Annotated in this window: 14 protein-coding genes; 5 read left to right on the forward strand and 9 right to left on the reverse strand. The window is 72.5% G+C overall.

The window, feature by feature from the left end; genetic code table 11:
• The first annotated feature begins 140 nt into the window (after window positions 1-140).
• On the forward strand, window positions 141-317 hold the full coding sequence (locus tag ACF1BH_RS16140) for a hypothetical protein (protein ID WP_391643114.1): 177 nt from the start codon (window positions 141-143) through the stop codon (window positions 315-317).
• A gap of 96 nt (window positions 318-413) precedes the next feature.
• On the opposite strand, the gene ACF1BH_RS16145 is transcribed toward ACF1BH_RS16140, so the two are convergent.
• The 3 genes from ACF1BH_RS16145 to pdhA are packed head-to-tail and all read right to left on the reverse strand — an operon-like array spanning window position 414 to window position 4,061.
• Window positions 414-1,862: a dihydrolipoamide acetyltransferase family protein gene (locus ACF1BH_RS16145; RefSeq protein ID WP_391643115.1), complete on the reverse strand. Its 1,449-nt coding sequence runs from the start codon at window positions 1,860-1,862 to the stop codon at window positions 414-416.
• Window positions 1,863-1,884: 22 nt separating this feature from the next.
• Window positions 1,885-2,868 (reverse strand): alpha-ketoacid dehydrogenase subunit beta, encoded by a 984-nt coding sequence (locus ACF1BH_RS16150; protein ID WP_391643116.1) that lies wholly within the window; start codon window positions 2,866-2,868, stop codon window positions 1,885-1,887.
• A gap of 2 nt (window positions 2,869-2,870) precedes the next feature.
• Window positions 2,871-4,061, reverse strand: coding sequence for a pyruvate dehydrogenase (acetyl-transferring) E1 component subunit alpha (gene pdhA / locus ACF1BH_RS16155; RefSeq protein ID WP_391643117.1), 1,191 nt, complete (start codon window positions 4,059-4,061; stop codon window positions 2,871-2,873).
• Window positions 4,062-4,390: 329 nt separating this feature from the next.
• On the opposite strand from pdhA, the gene ACF1BH_RS16160 reads away from it, so the two are divergent.
• The 3 genes from ACF1BH_RS16160 (at window position 4,391) to ACF1BH_RS16170 (ending at window position 6,630) form a co-directional block, all read left to right on the forward strand.
• Window positions 4,391-5,047, forward strand: coding sequence for a response regulator (locus tag ACF1BH_RS16160; protein ID WP_391643118.1), 657 nt, complete (start codon window positions 4,391-4,393; stop codon window positions 5,045-5,047).
• Between the two features lie 98 nt (window positions 5,048-5,145).
• A complete protein-coding gene (locus ACF1BH_RS16165) occupies window positions 5,146-5,571 on the forward strand; it encodes a pyridoxamine 5'-phosphate oxidase family protein (protein ID WP_391643119.1) in 426 nt (141 codons plus the stop codon).
• Between the two features lie 15 nt (window positions 5,572-5,586).
• The gene (locus tag ACF1BH_RS16170) at window positions 5,587-6,630 is read left to right on the forward strand and encodes a phosphotransferase (protein ID WP_391643120.1); all 1,044 of its coding nucleotides are present in this window, start codon (window positions 5,587-5,589) and stop codon (window positions 6,628-6,630) included.
• A 73-nt stretch (window positions 6,631-6,703) separates the two neighbouring features.
• On the opposite strand, the gene ACF1BH_RS16175 is transcribed toward ACF1BH_RS16170, so the two are convergent.
• Window positions 6,704-8,323 (reverse strand): protein kinase, encoded by a 1,620-nt coding sequence (locus ACF1BH_RS16175; protein ID WP_391643121.1) that lies wholly within the window; start codon window positions 8,321-8,323, stop codon window positions 6,704-6,706.
• Window positions 8,324-8,654: 331 nt separating this feature from the next.
• Here ACF1BH_RS16175 and ACF1BH_RS16180 point away from each other — a divergent pair, with 331 nt between their 5' ends.
• Complete coding sequence (locus ACF1BH_RS16180; RefSeq protein WP_391643122.1) at window positions 8,655-10,316, forward strand: protein kinase; 1,662 nt, start codon at window positions 8,655-8,657, stop codon at window positions 10,314-10,316.
• An 85-nt stretch (window positions 10,317-10,401) separates the two neighbouring features.
• Here ACF1BH_RS16180 and ACF1BH_RS16185 read toward each other — a convergent pair whose 3' ends face one another.
• From ACF1BH_RS16185 to ACF1BH_RS16205, 5 genes are all read right to left on the reverse strand, one after another.
• Window positions 10,402-10,962, reverse strand: coding sequence for a bacterial proteasome activator family protein (locus tag ACF1BH_RS16185; RefSeq protein ID WP_391643123.1), 561 nt, complete (start codon window positions 10,960-10,962; stop codon window positions 10,402-10,404).
• Window positions 10,963-11,170: 208 nt separating this feature from the next.
• On the reverse strand, window positions 11,171-12,004 hold the full coding sequence (locus ACF1BH_RS16190; protein ID WP_391643124.1) for a hypothetical protein: 834 nt from the start codon (window positions 12,002-12,004) through the stop codon (window positions 11,171-11,173).
• A 247-nt stretch (window positions 12,005-12,251) separates the two neighbouring features.
• Window positions 12,252-13,229, reverse strand: coding sequence for an NAD(P)H-quinone oxidoreductase (locus tag ACF1BH_RS16195; RefSeq protein WP_391643125.1), 978 nt, complete (start codon window positions 13,227-13,229; stop codon window positions 12,252-12,254).
• A gap of 232 nt (window positions 13,230-13,461) precedes the next feature.
• Window positions 13,462-14,604, reverse strand: coding sequence for a potassium channel family protein (locus tag ACF1BH_RS16200; RefSeq protein WP_391643126.1), 1,143 nt, complete (start codon window positions 14,602-14,604; stop codon window positions 13,462-13,464).
• Window positions 14,601-16,247: a molybdopterin molybdotransferase MoeA gene (locus ACF1BH_RS16205; RefSeq protein WP_391643361.1), complete on the reverse strand. Its 1,647-nt coding sequence runs from the start codon at window positions 16,245-16,247 to the stop codon at window positions 14,601-14,603. The genes ACF1BH_RS16200 and ACF1BH_RS16205 overlap by 4 nt, the downstream gene beginning before the upstream one ends.
• Window positions 16,248-16,835: the final 588 nt, after the last annotated feature.

Here is a 16,835-nt window from a genome sequence, read left to right on the forward strand (position 1 = left end):
TCGATCCTCCGGAGGTGCGGTACGGGGTCCCTCTTAAGTCGTAGCCGAATCCGTACCTGACGCGTACGGGCGGGCCCGGAATCCATGGGTGAATGGAGGCCTGACGCCGGGAAGGTTCCGGCACCCGAGGGGGAGAGACCATGCAGAGCAGTACGAACACCACCCGCCGTGTCCGGACCACCGCCGTGGTGGTGCTGATCGCCGCCGCCGTCTGGGCAGGCACCACGGTGGTCCGCAACTCCTCGCACGCGGACACCTCCGCGCCGACCGGCCCGGTCGCCCATCTCCGGAACGCCGTCGAGCTCATCCGCGGCTGATCCGCGCCACCGGACGACCACCGGGTCACGGCGCACGCAGCACAACGGCCGGCCTTCGCGGATGCGGAGGCCGGCCGTGCTGCGTGCGCTACCGGGTCAGCCCCAGGTGATCAGCCGCTTCGGCTTCTCCAGGACGCCCGCGATGTCGGCGAGGAGCTTCGAGCCCAGCTCGCCGTCGATCAGCCGGTGGTCGAACGAGAGCGCCAGCGTGGTGACCTGACGGGGCTTGACCTTCCCCTTGTGGACCCACGGCTGGAGCTTGACCGCGCCGAAGGCGAGGATCGCCGACTCCCCCGGGTTGAGGATCGGCGTACCGGTGTCGACCCCGAAGACGCCGACGTTGGTGATGGTGACGGTCCCACCGGACATGGCCGCCGGGGAGGTCTTGCCCTCGCGGGCGGTCGCCACCAGTTCGCCCAGCGCCTCGGCGAGCTGCGGCAGCGTCTTGGCGCCCGCGTCCTTGATGTTCGGCACGATCAGCCCGCGCGGGGTGGCCGCGGCGATACCGAGGTTCACCTCGTGCTTCAGCACGATCTCCTGGTTCGCCTCGTCCCAGACCGCGTTGACCTCCGGGTGCCGCTTGAGGGCGACCAGGAACGCCTTCGCGACGAAGAGCAGCGGGTTGACGCGCAGACCCGCCATGTCCGGGTCCTGCTTCAGCTCCTGGACCAGCTTCATCGTGCGCGTCACATCGACGGTGACGAACTCCGTGACGTGCGGCGCGGTGAAGGCCGAGGCGACCATCGCCTGCGCGGTGGCCTTACGGATGCCCTTGACCGGGATCCGGGTCTCCCCGGCCGACGGCACGGCGACCGCCTCCGGCAGCGCGGCGGACACCGGCACCGTTTCACGTGAAACAGGCGCCGCGGCGGCCGCGGCGGCGTGCACATCCTCGCGGGTGACGACCCCGTCGGCGCCGGTCGGCACCACCGTGGCCAGATCGACGCCGAGGTCCTTGGCGAGCTTGCGTACCGGCGGCTTGGCCAGCGGCCGGGGCGCGCCGGGAACGGCCGGTGCGGCCACCGCGGGCGCGGCCGGTGCCGGGGCCGGGGCGGCCGGGGCGGGCACGGCGGCCCGCCCGTTCAGCTCGGCCTGGAGCCCCGCGGTCGCCGGCTGCGCCGCGGACTGCTGCTGCGCCTTGCGCGGCCGCCGCTTCGTCGACGCCGGGGCGGCGCCGTAGCCGACGAGCACCGCCTGGCGGCCCTGCGGTTCCTCGGCCTCGGCGGGCTCCGGCACGGCGGCCGGCGCAATTCCGGCCGACGGCGCGGGGCCGGCGCCCGGGTCGGTGTCCACGGAGATGATGACGGTGCCGACGTCGACGGTGGTGCCCTCGTCGAAGTTGAGCGTGTGCACCACCCCGTCGTAGGGGATGGGCAGTTCGACGGCGGCCTTCGCGGTCTCGACCTCGCAGACGACCTGGCCGTCGGTGACGGTGTCACCGGGCTGGACGTACCACTTGAGGATCTCGGCCTCGGTGAGGCCCTCGCCCACGTCGGGCATCTTGAACTCGCGGAAACGCTGCCCCGAGGCGGTGGTTGCAGTCATGGTCACGGCTCTCCTCTCCCCCTCAGTACGCCAGCGCGCGGTCGACGGCGTCGAGCACCCGGTCCAGGCCCGGCAGGTACTCGTCCTCCAGACGGGACGGCGGGTACGGCGCGTGGAACCCGCCGACCCGCAGCACCGGTGCCTCCAGGTGGTAGAAGCAGCGCTCGGTGATCCGGGCGGCGATCTCGGCGCCCACCCCGAGGAAGACCGGCGCCTCGTGCACCAGGACCAGCCGGCGGGTCCGCTCGACCGACGCCTGGACGGTGTCGAAGTCGATGGGGGAGAGCGACCGCAGGTCGACGACCTCGATCGACTTGCCCTCCTCCGCCGCGACGTTGGCGACGTCCTGGCAGACCTTCACCATCGGACCGTACGCGGCGAGCGTGAGGTCCGAGCCGCTGCGGGCGATCCGGGCGGTGTGCAGCGGGTCCGGGATCGCCTCGGTGTCCAGGCGCGACTTGTCGTGGTAGCGGCGCTTGGGCTCGAAGTAGATGACCGGGTCGTCCCCGGCGATGGCCTGCTGGAGCATCCAGTAGGCGTCCGAGGCGTTCGACGGCGTCACGCACTTGAGGCCCGCGACGTGCGCGAACAGCGCCTCCGGGGACTCCGAGTGGTGCTCGACCGCACCAATGCCGCCCGCGTACGGGATGCGGATGACGACGGGCACCTTGACCTTGCCCAGCGCCCGGGCGTGCATCTTCGCGAGCTGGGTGACGATCTGGTCGTAGGCGGGGAAGACGAACCCGTCGAACTGGATCTCCACGACCGGGCGGTAACCACGCAGCGCCAGGCCGATGGCGGTACCGACGATGCCGGACTCGGCGAGCGGGGTGTCGATCACCCGGTCCTCGCCGAAGTCCTTCTGGAGGCCGTCGGTGACGCGGAAGACGCCGCCGAGTTTGCCGACGTCCTCACCCATCACGAGGACCTTGGGGTCGGCCTCCATGGAGGCGCGCAGCGAGGCGTTGATCGCCTTGGCGATGGTGATCTTCTCGTGGACGGCCATGGTCAGTTCTCCTCCGCGGCGGCATCGGCGTCGGCGAACGACGCCTGGTACGCGGCGAACTGCGCGCGCTCCTCGTCGACGAGCGCATGCCCGTCCGCATAGACGTTCTCGAAGATCGCCATGGTGTCGGGGTCGGGCATCGCCCGGACGGCGTCCCGCACCCGCTTGCCCAGCGCCTCGCTCTCCTCCTCGACGGCGGCGAGGTAGGCGTCGTCGACGAACCCCTCGGCCTCCAGGTACCGGCGCAGCCGCAGGATCGGGTCCTTCGCCTCCCAGGCGCGGGTCTCCTCGTCGGCGCGGTACTTCGTCGGGTCGTCGGAGGTGGTGTGGGCGCCCATCCGGTAGGTGAACGCCTCGACCAGCATCGGGCCCTCGCCGGTGCGGGCGCGCTCCAGCGCCGCCCGGGTCACGGCCAGGCAGGCCAGCACGTCGTTGCCGTCGACGCGGACGCCGGGGAATCCGAAACCGCGGGCGCGCTGATAGAGCGGCACCCGGGTCTGGCGCTCCGTCGGCTCGGAAATCGCCCATTGATTGTTCTGGCAGAAGAAGACCACGGGGGCGTTGTAGACCGCGGAGAAGGTGAACGACTCGGCGACATCTCCCTGGCTGGAGGCGCCGTCACCGAAATAGGCGAGCACCGCGGAATCCGCGCCGTCCTTCTGCACCCCCATCGCATATCCGGTCGCGTGCAGCGTCTGCGAACCGATGACGATGGTGTAGAGGTGAAAGTTGTTGCTGTTCGGGTCCCAGCCGCCGTGGTTCACGCCGCGGAACATGCCGAGCAGGTTCGTCGGGTCGACCCCGCGGCACCAGGCGACGCCGTGCTCGCGGTAGGTCGGGAAGACGTAGTCGTCGTCGCGCAGGGCCCGCCCGGAGCCGATCTGGGCCGCCTCCTGGCCGAGCAGCGAGGCCCACAGACCCAGTTCGCCCTGGCGCTGCAGCGTGGTGGCCTCGGCGTCGAACTTCCGCGTCAGCACCATGTCGCGGTAGAGACCGCGCAGTTCCTCGGGCGACAGCTCGATCGCGTAATCCGGGTGCTCGACCCGCTTCCCCTCGGGGGTCAGCAGTTGTACGAGCTCGTCCTGCTCCGCCGGGCGCGTGGCCTTGTTCCTGGCCGGTGACGCCTTCTTGGCGGTGGTGCGCTTGCTGCCGCCGCGGGTGGTTTTCCGCTGGGCAGTGCCTTCCACGGTCACGTGCTGCTCCTCCGTCTGTCCGGCCCCCGGGGTCCGCCGGTGGCCGTATTGCGGCTCACCCGGTATCCGATACGGCGCACGGGGTGGGTGCGAACGCGGCCGGATCCGGGTGGAACAAAGCGTCCCGGAAGGTGGCCTGCTCATCGCACGTTACCCATTGTCAAAGCCTAAGCGGAAACGGCCCTGACCTGCGATTTTGCTTGGATTTCCAAGTAAAGTCGCGAAAGCTGGGAACAACTCCTGGTCACAGCGTTGCAGGCCGCCGGGACACCGGCACGTTATATCGGTGACCTGGAGCACGGGAAGGGTCGGTGTGTGAGACTGGGGCCGTGCACGCGGATGGAAAAATCAGGGTATTCCTGCTCGATGATCATGAAGTGGTACGGCGCGGCGTCCACGAAATGCTGGCGGGTGAACCGGACATCGAGGTCATCGGCGAGGCCGGAACCGCCGCGGACGCCCTGGTCAGGATCCCGGCCACCCGACCGGACGTCGCGGTGCTGGATGTCCGGCTACCGGACGGCAGCGGCGTCGAGGTCTGCCGCGAGATCCGCTCGCAGAACGACGAGATCAACTGCCTGATGCTGACGTCGTTCGCGGACGACGAGGCCCTTTTCGACGCGATCATGGCCGGTGCGGCCGGTTATGTCCTCAAGGCCATCCGGGGCAACGAACTCCTCGCCGCCGTACGCGACGTCGCCGCCGGCAAGTCCCTCCTCGACCCGGTGGCCACCGCGCAGGTCCTGGAGCGGCTGCGGGGCGGCGGCACCAAGAGCGACGACAAGCTGGCCTCCCTCACCGACCAGGAGCGCCGGATCCTCGACCTCATCGGCGAGGGCCTGACCAACCGCGCCATCGGCGAACGCCTCCACCTCGCCGAGAAGACCATCAAGAACTACGTCTCCAGCCTGCTGTCCAAGCTCGGCATGGAGCGCCGTTCCCAGGCCGCCGCCTATGTCGCCCGGCGCCAGGCCGAGCGCCGCTGAGGAACGCCGCCGCACCGACCCGGCGGGACCAACGTCCCGGCCAGGTGAGGGCCGCTGCCCCTGTCGGCGGCGGCCCGCCCGGCGGCAGGCTGGGAACCATGCCCTGCGACGACCCCCGCGCCACGGAACTGCTCGACCGCACCCCCTACGGACGGATCTCGTCGAGCCTGCGCGCACTGCCCTTCACCGCGGTCTCCCGGCACCTGGTCACCGGCGACCGGCTGATCGTGCGCCTGCACAGCGGCTACGGATACCACCGCGCCATGGACGGCGCGGTCGTCGCGTACGAGGCGGACACCCTCCACAGCGGGGCCGAGGACGCCTGGTCGGTGCATCTGACCGGAACCGCGCGGCTCACCGAGCCGACCGACGCCGAACACCAGCGTTTCGGCCGGACGCCACGACTGGCGGACGGCGTTCCGTTCGACCCGGTTTTCCTGCGGATTGAGCCAGAATTCATCGCCTTGCACCACCTGACCGATGTACCGGATTTCAGAACCGTCCCTTGGAGCCCTGGCCAGTGATCTAACATCTGGCGCGTGCTGCGCTCATCTGTAGTCCGGACGGCGGCCGCCCCCGACGGCCGCACGCTCGGCTCCTTACTCGCCCACTACGCCGACGCCGGGGAACCGCTCTCCTGCGAGCCCGTCGCCGAGGGCCTGCTCAACCGCGGATACACGCTGGTCACCACGGACGGCAGATACTTCCTCAAGCACCACCTCGACGGAGACCGCGGCTCCATCTCCCGCCAGCACCGCGCCACCCTCCGGCTCGCCGCGCTCGGACTGCCGCTCGCCCCGCCCCTCGCCCGCGCCGACGGCCGCACCGTCACCGTGCTCGACGGCCGCTGCTACGCCCTCCACCCCTGGGTCGACGGCGAACACCTCGGCGGCACCGCGCTCACCCTCGCCCAGTCCCGCCGCCTCGGCGCGCTGCTCGGCCTCGTCCACACCGCGCTGGAACGGGTCATGCCGGCCCAGCGGCGGCCGGGCCCCGTCCCGCGCGCCCAGCCCAGCGCCGAGCCCGCGCAGACCTTCGACGTCATCGACGAGCTGCTGGCGCTGGCCCGGGTGACCCGCCCGCGTACCAGCTTCGAGGAGCTGGCCGAGCACCGGCTGCGCGAGCGCCGGGCGCTCCTGGAGCGCCACGCCCACCGCCGCCCCGCCGACCCGGGCGCCGCGGCCGTCGGCTGGGTGCACGGCGACTTCCACCCGCTCAACGTCCTCTACCGGGGGGCCGCGCCCGCCGCGATCGTCGACTGGGACCGGCTGGGCGTCCAGCCGCGCGCCGAGGAGGCGGTCCGCGCCGCCGCGATCTTCTTCGTCCGGCCCTGCGGCACGCTGGACCTGGCGAAGGTGGCGGCGTACGCGGGCGCCTACCGCGGCGCACGCGGCGCGGACGCCGGGGAGCTGGCCGCGGCCGTCCACCGGGTGTGGTGGGAGCGGCTGAACGACTTCTGGATGCTGACCTGGCGCTACCGCCTCGGCGACCGGCGCACCGACCCGCAGTTCCCCGCCGCGTCCGCGCTGGCGGTGTGGTGGACCCGCGAGTACCAGGCGGTCCGGGACGCGTTCACGGGATGAACGACGGCCCCGGACGGGCGATCGCCGTCCGGGGCCGTGCAGCCGTGCGGGGAGGTACGGGCCTCCCGTGCGGTCAGGGGGTGGTGCCGGCCGCCGTGCCCGCGTCCGTACCGCCCGTGTCGGTGCCACCGGCGTCCGTGCCACCGGCGTCCGTGCCACCGGCGTCCGTGCCACCGGCGTCGGTGCCACCGGCGTCCGTACCGCCCGTGGCCGTACCGCCGCTGGCGCTGCCGCCGTTGTTGCTGCCGCCGCCGTGCGTCGAGGTCGGCGGGGGCGTCTGCGGGGCCTGGGTCGGGGTGGTCGGGTACTGCGTGGTGGGCTCCCGGGTCGGCGGCGAGGTGTCCTCGGTCGGCGGGGTGTAGCCGCCGATGCCACCGGGCTCGGTGGTCTCGTCCGTCGGCTCGTCGCTGGGCTCTTCGGTCTGCTCGTCCTTGGTGCTGGACGAGGACGTGGGCGACTTGGTCGTCTCGGGCGCGGAGCCGCCGCCGCTGTCGCTGTTGCGCACCGCGAAGGCCACGCCCACCGCGATGGCGATCAGCGCGAGCACGGCGATCAGCCAGATCTTGCCGCGGCTGCGCCGTGCCGGCCGGTGACCGCCTTCGAAGCCCCCGTCGTCGGCGTGCATACCGGGCGGCAGGATCGGGTTGGCCGCGGTCTGCCCGGCGTCCGCGTGCGGCATCGCGGTGGTCGCGGCGACGCCCATCGCGGAGGTGCCGCCCTCGTGCGCGGCGACCGGGCCGGTGCTCCAGGTGCCGGTGTGGCCGCCCTGCTCGTGCAGCATCTGCAGCGAGTACTGCACCAGACCGCGCATCTCCTCGGCGCTCTGGAACCGGTCGTCCGGGTCCTTGGCCAGGGAGCGCATGACGAGGCCGTCCAGCTCCGGCGGCACGTCGGCGACCTGCGACGGCGGCACCGGCATGTCCTGGACGTGCTGGTAGACCACCGACAGCGGCGTCTCACCGGTGAACGGCGGCCGCAGCGCCAGCAGTTCGTAGAGCAGACAGCCGGTGGCGTACAGGTCGGAACGGGTGTCGACGGTCTTGCCGAGCGCCTGCTCCGGGGAGAGGTACTGCGGAGTGCCCATGACCATGCCGGTCTGGGTCATCGTCGACTGCGCGCCGTGCAGCGCACGGGCGATGCCGAAGTCCATGACCTTGACGGCGCCGCTGTTGGTGATGATCACGTTCGCGGGCTTGATGTCGCGGTGCACGATGCCGTGCTGATGGCTGTAGGCCAGCGCCTCCAGCACACCCGAGACGATGATCAGCGCCTGGTCCGGCGGCGGCGCATCGGCGTTGAGCAGCAGGTCACGGATGGTACGGCCCTCGACCAGCTCCATCACGATGTACGGCACGGTGTTGCCGCCGACGTAGTCCTCGCCGGAGTCGTACACGGCGACGACGGCGTGGTGGTTCAGCCCGGCGACGGACTGTGCCTCACGCGTGAAGCGGGCCTTCGACACCGGGTCCTCGGCGAGGTCGGCGCGGAGCAGCTTCACTGCGACCGTGCGGCCCAGCCGTACGTCCTCGGCGGCGAACACCTCCGCCATGCCGCCGCGGCCCAGGCGGCGGGTGAGTCGGTAGCGGCCGTCGCCGACCAGTCCGCCGTTGCCCCACGTCTCCGGTGCGTCGGAGGTGTGGGAGCCGGTGGCGTCAGGGTCGGACGGGCCCTGGGGGCCCTGCGTCGGTGCCATCGGTCCTCGCCGTCGAAATCGATCCGCCTGAGCGGTAAGGTCTCGGTCCTCGCCGGGGCGGACGCGCTGATCGCACCGCCCCTCCGGAGCACGCTACAGGCTCGGGAACGCCCGCCGGTCCGAGCGGACCGGCCATCAAACCTTCCGGCCGCCCCACGTCGCAAGTTGACCATCGGCGGACCGCCTCAGGACGCCCCATCGGCATCGGGCGTAACTGTCACGGAACGGGCACACAGCTTGACGTGTCACTGCCCTGGGGCAGACTTGGCTGCGCAATCACCGGATTTGATCGCCACACGTGCGGGCACTGCGCCTAGGGGGAAGCGGAACGATGAGCCAGGACGGCGCTCAGGGCCCATACGAGGGCCGTTCGGTCGGCGGAGGACGTTACCAGCTCCGTGCGCTTCTCGGCGAAGGCGGTATGGCCGCCGTCCACCTCGCCTACGACAGCGTCCTCGACCGCGAGGTCGCGATCAAGACCCTGCACAGCGAACTCGGCCGTGAGCAGGCATTTCGTGAGCGTTTCCGGCGCGAGGCACAGTCCGTCGCCAAGCTGACGCACACCAACATCGTCTCGGTCTTCGACTCCGGTGAGGACGAGCTCGACGGCGCCATGGTGCCGTACATCGTCATGGAGTACGTCTCCGGTCAGCCGCTCCGCTCGGAGCTGGACGGCGACATCGCCCAGCACGGCGCGATGCCGACGCAGAAGGCGCTGAAGATCACCGCCGATGTGCTCGCCGCGCTGGAGGCGAGCCATGAGATGGGCCTGGTCCACCGGGACATCAAGCCGGGCAACGTCATGCTGACCAAGCGCAACGTCGTCAAGGTCATGGACTTCGGCATCGCCCGCGCCATGCAGTCCGGTGTGACATCGATGACACAGACCGGCATGGTCGTCGGCACCCCGCAGTACCTCTCGCCGGAGCAGGCGCTGGGCCGCGGCGTGGACGCCCGCTCGGACCTCTACTCCGTCGGCATCATGCTCTTCGAGCTGCTCACCGGGCAGCTGCCGTTCGACGCGGACTCCCCGCTCGCCATCGCCTACGCGCATGTGCAGGAGGAGCCGCCGCTCCCGTCGAGCATCAACCAGTCGGTCCCCCCGGCGGTGGACGCGCTGGTCGCCCGGGCGCTCAAGAAGAACCCCAACGAGCGGTTCCCCAATGCCGAGGCGATGCAGGAGGAGTGCCGGCGGATCGCCGGTTCCGCGCAGTCCGGCGGTTCGCCGCTGATCATCAGCGAGGGTCCGCGGGCGCGCACCAGCGGCGCGTCCGTCTCCTCGGCGGTCTTCCCGACGGCCACCGGCACCCCGCCCACCCCCGCGCCGCCGAACGTGCAGCAGCCGTACCAGCCGATGCCGACACCCGGGTACGGCCCGTCGACGCCGCCGCCGGTGAACAACGCCTTCCCGACCCCGGCCCCCGGCCCCGCGCCGTTCAACGCGGGCGGGTACCCGACGCCGGCCCCGGCGCCGTTCGCGCAGCCGCCGGTGGCGCCGACGATGCCGCCGGCGAACGGCGGACCGCGGCCCCGCAAGAACAACACCCCGGTGGTCGTCGTCGCGACGATCGTGGGTGTGGTGGTGGTGACCGCCATCGCGATCGGCATCGGGCTGAACGCCGGTAACGACAACAGCAAGAACCGCGCGGACTCCGCGTCGACCTCGACGTACTCCGCCCCCGAGCCCTCGTCGACGGTCAGCACCCGGCCCGAGGACAAGTCCCTGACGATCCAGTCCACCCAGTGCACCAACCCCTCGCACCCCTACGGCGAGAAGCAGAAGATCTATGTCCCCTCCTTCCTGTTCAAGAACCTGGAATCGGTGAAGGAGTGCATGGACGCGGCGGGCTGGAAGTACACCGTCAAGGAGAAGAACGACGCGCTCTGGGGGAAGAACACCGTCACCAAGCAGTCGCCGTCCGGCTTCAGCTACTGGGACCCGGAGAGCGGCGACCCGCTGGAGCTCACGGTCTCCTCGGGCCACATGGACTGATCCACCGGTCGCGCAGACGCCGAGGGCCGGGCACACGGAGTGTGTGCCCGGCCCTTCGTGGTTCCCCGGCGGTCTGCGCCGCCGCTCAGAGGTAGGGGCCGGAGCGGGCGCCGCCGTGGCCGGACTGCTCGCTCTCGTCGGCGGGGGCGACGCCGGGCGGCAGCGCGCGGCGCATCGTCTCCAGCTGGGCACGGGCGGCCATCTGCTGGGCGAACAGCGCGGTCTGGATGCCGTGGAACAGCCCCTCCAGCCAGCCGACCAGCTGGGCCTGGGCGATGCGGAGTTCCGATTCGGTGGGCACCGACTCGTCGGTGAACGGCAGGGACAGCCGCTCCAGCTCCTCGACCAGCTCGGGCGCGAGCCCGTCCTCCAGCTCCTTCACCGAACTGGCGTGGATCTCCTTGAGGCGGACCCGGCTGGCCTCGTCGAGCGGCGCGGCCTTCACCTCTTCCAGCAGCTGCTTGATCATGCTGCCGATCCGCATGACCTTGGCGGGCTGCTCGACCATGTCCGTCACCGGTGTCTCCCGGGACTCCCCGTCACCCTCGCCGCCTCCGGCGGCGGCGCTGCCCAGCGCCATGCCGTCCGGGCCGACTACCAGGACGTGCTGGTTCTCCTGCGACCGTTCGTTCATCGGCATATCCATACCGCCATTCTCTCGTACACGGGTACGCCGGAGGCGGTGACCCCACCACGCCGCAACGGCCGGCCGGGGCTGCGGGCCGGGGCTGCGGGAGCGGTGGTGAGCGCGGGCCGGTGGTCGGGGGACAGCGGCTTCCGGGGGTGAGCGGTCGGTCGAGGCGGTCCGTCGGTCGTGTTTCACGTGAAACGGCGCACCGGTCCGGGCCGCCGGGTCAGCCGCGCCGCAGCCGGAGCGCGAGAAAGGCCAGCCCCAGGCCGGTGAGGGCCATGCCCGCGCCCATCGGGAGCACCCGCTCGGCGTGGGAGCCCGTCCCGACGAAGGGGTACGACCTGCCGTCGGACGGCGGCTCGGCCTGGGTGTCCGGCGCCTGGTGATCGTCCGCCTCCCGGGCCGTCCGGGCGCTCGGCGCGGGAGTCTCCTCCGCGGGGACCGTATGCGGTACGGCGGTGGGCACACGCTTCGGGTGGTGCGGCGGGGCAACGGTGCGGTGGTGGGCGGAGTGGTGGCGCGACGGGCGGGCCTCGCGGTGCGGGGTGGCGGTCTTGGCCGGGTGGTCGTCCGGGGTGCGCTGTGGTGCGGGTGCACGGGTGGGCGGGGCCGGAGGGCGTGGGGCGGCGGAGCCCGGCGCGGGGGGCGTGGGCGGCGTAGGAGCAGGTGGCCGGTGCGGCTTGTGCGTCGGTGCGGGCGGCCGCGGCGGGCCTGCTGTGGCCTCCGCGGGGAGGTGCGGCCTTGGCTGCCCACCGGGCAGCGCGGCGCCGCCGGGCAGCCCGGTGAAGTCCGGCACCAGGTCTCCGACACCGGCGACCCCGAAGGCGCCGGAGAGGCCGAACAGGCCGGTCCTCTCACCCAGGCGGTGGCGGCGCTCGGCGAGCTGGGGGTCCCTGACCTCCGGCGTCCCGGGCGCGAGGGCCCGGGACGTGCGCAGCGCTCCCTGCCCCGGGGACGCGGCCGCATGAGCCGTCACCGTGCCGAGCGCCAGGGAGAAGGGCAAGGCCACCGTGACCACCAGCAGGCCGCCGGGGATACGCGTAGGGATTCGAGCCACGGATGTGCCCCTCCCGTGCCGAGCCGCCATGTGACCTACTCAGCGTCACATGACGCCACAAATCCGGCATCTCGGGCGGTCCGATGGGGGGAGGGGAGAGCTGGTCGGGTGGCAGCGGGCGGGCTGGGTTCACGCGTCAGGCCGGAGCCGTGACGCCGGTGCGCCCGGCGTCACGTTCGGCACGGGCGCCTGATTCAGGAACCGTCCGCCTCCGCCACCCGCCCCGTATCGCTGCGGTAGCCGCCGCTCAGACCGTCAGGACGACCTTGCCGATGTGGCCACTCGCGTCGACCACGCGGTGGGCCTCGGCGGCGTCCGCCATCGGGAGGGTGCGGTCGACGACCGGGCGGACCTGGCCATTGCCGATCAGCGGCCAGACATGTTCACGGACCGCTGCCACGATCGCGGCCTTCTCCTGCAACGGGCGGGCACGGAGTCCGGCCGCGGTGATCGCGGCACGCTTGGCCAGCAGGGCGCCGATGTTCAGTTCCGCCTTCACCCCGCCCTGCATGCCGATGATGGCGAGGCGACCGTTGACCGCCAGCGCCTTCACATTCCGCTCCAGGTACTTCGCGCCGACGATGTCGAGGATGACATCGGCGCCCTTGCCGCCGGTGGCCTCGCGCACCTCCGTCACGAAGTCCTGCTGGTGGTAGTCGATGAGCACATCGGCACCCAACTCCGCACAACGTGCCAGCTTTTCGGCGCTGCCCGCGGTGACCACGACGCGGGCGCCGACCGCCTTGGCGAGCTGGATCGCCATGGTGCCGATACCGCTGGACCCGCCGTGGACCAGCAGCGTCTCACCGGGGCGCAGGTGGGCGATCATGAAGACGTTGGACCACACGGTGCAGGCAACCTCGGGCAGCGCGGCAGCGGTCACCAGGTCGATGCCGTCCGGCAGCGGCAGCACCTGCCCCGCCGGGACCGCCACCTTCTCCGCGTAACCGCCACCGGCCAGCAGCGCACAGACCTCGTCGCCGACCGCCCAGCCGTGCACCCCCGGGCCGAGGGCCGCGACCCGGCCCGCGCACTCCAGCCCGGGATACGGGGAGGAGCCGGGCGGCGGGTCGTAGAAGCCCTGACGTTGCAGCAGATCGGCGCGGTTGACGGCGCTCGCCGCGACATCGATCAGGATCTCGCCCTCGGCGGGCTGCGGATCGGGCACCTCGGCCCAGATGAGGGCCTCGGGGCCACCGGGTTCGGGAATGGTGATCGCTCGCATGGCCGCGAGGCTACTCGCCGGGGGTGCTCGCGGCGACAGCGCACGCACCGTCGACGCCCGTACGGCCCCCGAAGGGACGCCATATGACGAACCGCTCGGCCTGTTTCACGTGAAACAGGCCGAGCGGCAAGGGAGTTGATGCCCCCTCCGACCCACCGTGTTTCACGTGAAACGGCTCGTTTCACGTGAAACGAGCCGGATCGCGGGAGGGGAGTCCGGCCGGGGCCGGCGGTCAGTCGTCGGCGCGACGCATCGGGGAGACGCCGGAGCCCGGCAGCGGCGCCTTGGGCGCACCCGGCTTGCCCGGCACATCGGCGTCCTCCGTGGCAGCTGCGCGGACGATCGTGATCAGCCGGTCGGCGGCCTGCAACGGACTGGCCGCCGGGTCGTCGTAACCGAGGAGCCGGTGGCCGCGCAGCACGGAGACGACCAGGTCGTCGGTCTCCCGCACCGACTTGCCGACCTCGGACTTCACGACCGGGCGCTCGACCAGGTCGAGACCGCTGCCCTGCTGGATGAGGTCTTCCATAACCGTTCCGGCGCTGGGGCTGTGGACGGAGAGGCCCAGCAGCCGGCCGGCGGCGCTGGCAGAGGTGATCACGGAGTCGGCGCCGGACTGCCGCAGCAGCGGGGCGTTCTCCTCCTCCCGTACCGCGGCGACGATGTTGGCCTTTTTGTTCAGCTGCCGGGCGGTCAGCGCGACGAGTACGGCGGTGTCGTCGCGCTGGGTGGCGATGACCACCTGAAGCGCACGCTGGATCTCCGCCCGGACGAGGACATCACTGCGGGTGGCGTCACCGACCACACCCACGAAACCCTCGGCTACGGCGGAGTCGATCACCTTCGGACTCGGATCGACGATGACGATGCGCTCGCGGGTCAGTCCGGTGGCACAGAGGGTCTGGACGGCGGACCGGCCCTTGGTGCCGAATCCGACGACGACGGTGTGGTCACGCAAGGTTTTTCTCCAGCGTTTCAGTTGCCACTGCTCACGGGTGCGTTCCGTCAGCACCTCCAGTGTGGTGCCGACCAGGATGATCAGAAAGAGCACCCGCAGCGGCGTGATCAGCACGATGTTCAGCAGCCGTGCCGTGTCGCCGTACGGGACGATGTCGCCGTAACCGGTGGTGGAGAGCGTGACGGTGGCGTAGTAGACGCAGTCGAGGAAATCGACCGTGTTGTCGGCGCTGTCGTGGTACTCGTCGCGGTCTATCCAGACGATGAAGACCGTCGCGACGAGGACGAGCAGAGCCATCAGGAGCCGTCTGGCGACCTGACGGAGCGGCTCCACGGGTGTCCGGCGCGGCAGCAGGACCCGGTGGGAGTTGTCCTCGGGGACCTCGCGCGCCGCGGCGTCGTGGGAGGGGAGCTTCACGCGGCGCCTCCGGTCGGGGGTGCGGAAAAGGTGGAGCGTACGGGACGGCCGCCGCCCGGGTGCGCGCCGGGTCCGTACGACGGCCCGGCGTCCTCCGGGCCGTATGCCGCGTTCCCCGTCGGCCAGGGCAGTTCCAGCACGTCGACCAGGTCGCCGCGGTCGGCGCCGCCGGGCGGGACGACGGCCAGCGCATCGGCGACGGCGACGCCGCGCAGCATGGCGGGTCCGTGGAACGGCAGCGGTGCCGCGGTACGGCCGTGGCGGGGGTCGTCGCCGTAGGCGACCGGGACGAGCCGGGTGTCGTGCGGATGCCCGTCCACCCTCGCGCTCAGGGGGGCACGGAGCGGCGTCGCGGGCGGGCGTGCGGCGAGGGTCCGCAGCAGCGGTTCGGCCAGGGTCAGCAGGCCGGAGACCGCGGCGAGCGGGTTGCCCGGCAGTCCCACGAGGTGCCGGCCCGGGGCGATCCTGGCCAGCAGCATCGGGTGTCCCGGGCGCACCGCCACCCCGTCGACCAGCACCTCGGCGCCGATACGGCGCAGCGCCGGATGGACGTGGTCGACGGGCCCGGAAGCGGTGCCGCCGGTGGTGAGGACAACATCGGCGGTGGAGCCGGTGATCGCCGCGTGGAGGGCGTCGGCGTCGTCGCCGAGCGACCGGGGCGCGAGGGCTTCGGCGCCCAGCGCCCGCAGCCAGGGCCCGAGCATCGGCCCGAGGGCGTCCCGGATCCGGCCCTCCCGGGGCAGCCCGCTCCCGAGCAGTTCGTCGCCCAGGACCAGGACCTCGACGCGGGGCCGGGGATGGACGGTCAGCCGGTCGTATCCGGCGGCCGCGGCCAGCCCGAGCACGGCGGGCGTCACCGGTACTCCGGCCGGCAGCAGCGGTTCGCCGTGGCCGCACTCCTGGCCGCGGGGCCGGATGTCCTGGCCGAGCGGCACGGCACGCGCCGCGGCGAGCCGGCCCCGCCCGTCGCCGCGGTCGTGCACCTCGCCGTGCTCACTGCGCAGCACCGCGGTGGCACCGTCCGGGACCCGCGCCCCGGTGGCGATGGCGACGGCGTGCCCGTCGGCCAGCGTCGTGGCGGCGTGACCGGCGAGGATCCCCTGGTCGACACCGTCGCCATCAGCCGCACGGTCGAGGTCCCAGGGGCCGGGCCCGGAGACGGCCCAGCCGTCCATGGCCGAGGTGTCGAACGGCGGCAGGTCGGTCAGCGCGGTGAGCGGCTCCGCCAGCGTCCGCCCGAGCGCGTCCTCCGGCGCACAGGATTCCGGGGCCCGGGGGCCGTCGGCCGCCCGCGCGGCCCGCTCCCGGGCGAGCGGCCAGGCAACGGGGGCGGCAGCGCGGCGCCGGGTGCCGGGCGTGGGGCGGTCGCCCGAGGTCGGGAGGGCGTCGGGAGCGCGGTGGTCGTCAGGGGCGGAAGGGTTGCCGGAGACACCGCGGTCCGCGGGCGGCGGGGGGCCGTCCCCGTCGCTCCCGGTGTGTGCGTGCCCGGCGGAAGCCGCATCCCTGTCGGCACGGCCGGTGAGTGCGTCGGCGGCGCGGCCGGAGACCGGTCCGTCAGCCGCCGGAGAGGAGACGCCGCCCGGGGCCGCATCGCCGGGCCGCGCGCCGGAACCGCCGGTGCCCGTGGGCCCGGATCCGGACATGCCGGAGCCACTGCTCCCCACCGGCTCCGGACCGCCCGTACCGGAACCGTCTGCCGTCACCGGCCCGGTGGCGCCGGACGCACCGGAGCCACCGCTCCCCGCCCGGCCGGGCCGCGCCGGGCCGAGTGCCATCGGCCCGAGGACCGGCACCCAGGAGTCCAACGGGCCGGCGCCGCTCTGCCTGGCGGTCGCGGCGATCGGCCCACCGGAGGGTGCGGGGGAAGCGGCGACGCCGCACTCCACCGGAGCGGAATCCACGGGGCCGGCTACCCGGGCCGCCTCCCGCTCCACCGCCGTCCGCCGCGCCGTGCCCGCCTCGCCCACCAGCCGGACGAGGAGATCCAGATCCAGGTCCGGGACCGGATCGTGAGCCGGGGGCATGGCCGGGGCGGAGGCCGGAGAGAGGATCGGGTCCAGGTCAGGGCTCGGAGCCCCGGTCGCTTCCGGGGCAGGCGCCGGGGACGCATCCGCGGCCCGTACCCGCTTCGAGCCCGTGGACCGGAAACGCTTCGGAGCCGGAGCAGGAGGAGGGGCCGGAGCATCCGCCGGAGCAGGGCCTGCCTCATCGCCGCCCGCCGCCACAGGCGA

This window comes from Streptomyces sp. NPDC014733 (assembly GCF_043083385.1).
Lineage (GTDB): Bacteria > Actinomycetota > Actinomycetes > Streptomycetales > Streptomycetaceae > Streptomyces.

Excerpts from the sequence above, each read along its gene's own strand:
- ACF1BH_RS16140 (WP_391643114.1), top strand. The coding sequence starts at position 141 with ATGCAGAGCAGTACGAACACCACCCGCCGTGTCCGGACCACCGCCGTG.
- ACF1BH_RS16145 (WP_391643115.1), bottom strand. The coding sequence starts at position 1,862 with ATGACTGCAACCACCGCCTCGGGGCAGCGTTTCCGCGAGTTCAAGATG.
- ACF1BH_RS16150 (WP_391643116.1), bottom strand. The coding sequence starts at position 2,868 with ATGGCCGTCCACGAGAAGATCACCATCGCCAAGGCGATCAACGCCTCG.
- ACF1BH_RS16165 (WP_391643119.1), top strand. The coding sequence starts at position 5,146 with ATGCCCTGCGACGACCCCCGCGCCACGGAACTGCTCGACCGCACCCCC.
- ACF1BH_RS16175 (WP_391643121.1), bottom strand. The coding sequence starts at position 8,323 with ATGGCACCGACGCAGGGCCCCCAGGGCCCGTCCGACCCTGACGCCACC.
- ACF1BH_RS16180 (WP_391643122.1), top strand. The coding sequence starts at position 8,655 with ATGAGCCAGGACGGCGCTCAGGGCCCATACGAGGGCCGTTCGGTCGGC.
- ACF1BH_RS16185 (WP_391643123.1), bottom strand. The coding sequence starts at position 10,962 with ATGGATATGCCGATGAACGAACGGTCGCAGGAGAACCAGCACGTCCTG.
- ACF1BH_RS16195 (WP_391643125.1), bottom strand. The coding sequence starts at position 13,229 with ATGCGAGCGATCACCATTCCCGAACCCGGTGGCCCCGAGGCCCTCATC.
- ACF1BH_RS16205 (WP_391643361.1), bottom strand. The coding sequence starts at position 16,247 with ATGTCCGGATCCGGGCCCACGGGCACCGGCGGTTCCGGCGCGCGGCCC.